The 1,066-nt window shown below is 54.9% G+C and carries 2 pseudogenes; one reads left to right on the forward strand and one right to left on the reverse strand.

Annotation, left to right across the window (positions count from 1 at the left end):
- Positions 1-94: pseudogene (locus AC1D0P_RS26005) on the reverse strand (glycoside hydrolase family 15 protein); the annotation flags it as partial.
- A gap of 76 nt (positions 95-170) precedes the next feature.
- Here AC1D0P_RS26005 and AC1D0P_RS26010 point away from each other — a divergent pair.
- Positions 171-934 (forward strand): annotated as a pseudogene (locus tag AC1D0P_RS26010) (IS5 family transposase).
- Positions 935-1,066 lie beyond the last annotated feature (132 nt).

Below are 1,066 nucleotides of genomic sequence, written 5' to 3' on the forward strand. Positions count from 1 at the left end.
GGTTGTAGGCGCTGTTGGCCATCGCCAAGTGCGAAAAGGCCTGCGGGAAATTGCCGACCTGGCGCCCCGAGCTGATGTCAAATTCTTCGGCTAGGCCGTAAACTCATAAACGGGCTTCCCCTTTGGGTTTGAYGGTGATTCAAGGYTRCCATTGATTTGGGAGCCTWATGATGACCCGYCGCCGCCATGAGCTGACTGATTTGGAATGGAATATTATCGCGCCTTTGTTGCCGAATAAGCCYCGTGGTGTTCCACGGGTAGATGATCGTCGCACCATCAATGGGATTTTGTGGCGGTTCCGCACYGGYTCGCCRTGGGCGGATGTTCCGGAGCGCTACGGCCCATCAACGACATGCTACAACCGCTTTGTCAGATGGCGCAAAGCMGGTGTCTGGGATCGRATTTTGGCMGATATTTCAAAAGCCTTTGATRGCGACATCATCATGATCGATTCATCTTGCGTCCGAGTGCATCARCATGGTGCAACGGCAAAAAAGGGGGGTCTGAYRATGGCTGCATGGGACGTTCCCGCGGCGGGCTGACGACCAAGATCCATGCTGTCGTCGATGCCGAAGGCCGTCCCGTCRCTCTTGAATTGACCGCCGGGCAGACGCACGACAGCAAGATGGCACTGCCGATGCTGAGCGTTATGCGCGAGGGCACGATCATCCTTGGTGACAAAGCTTACGATACCAATGCATTGCGTGCACAAGCCAAGGAAAAGAARGCYTGGGCCAATATCCCRGCCAAAAGCAAYCGCAAGGACAGCTTTTCCTTCWGYCGATGGGTCTATCGGCAAAGAAATCTYGTCGARCGCTTCTTCAAYAAGCTCAAACAATATCGAGCTATGGCAACACGTTACGACAAGAACCCAGCCAATTTCCTTGCCGCCGCCAAAATCATTGCTACCCGCATCTGGATCAACGCGTTATGAGTCTACGGCCTAGCGGAAGTTGTCACCGGTTTGCGGACGGCGGGCCGGCATCGGGCAGATCAACTTCGTCAGCCGTCTGGCCGTCGGTGATCCTGCGATACCCGATGATGTCTATTCACGGTGATGCTTCAG

The organism is Polaromonas sp. P1_G2 (assembly GCF_056405515.1).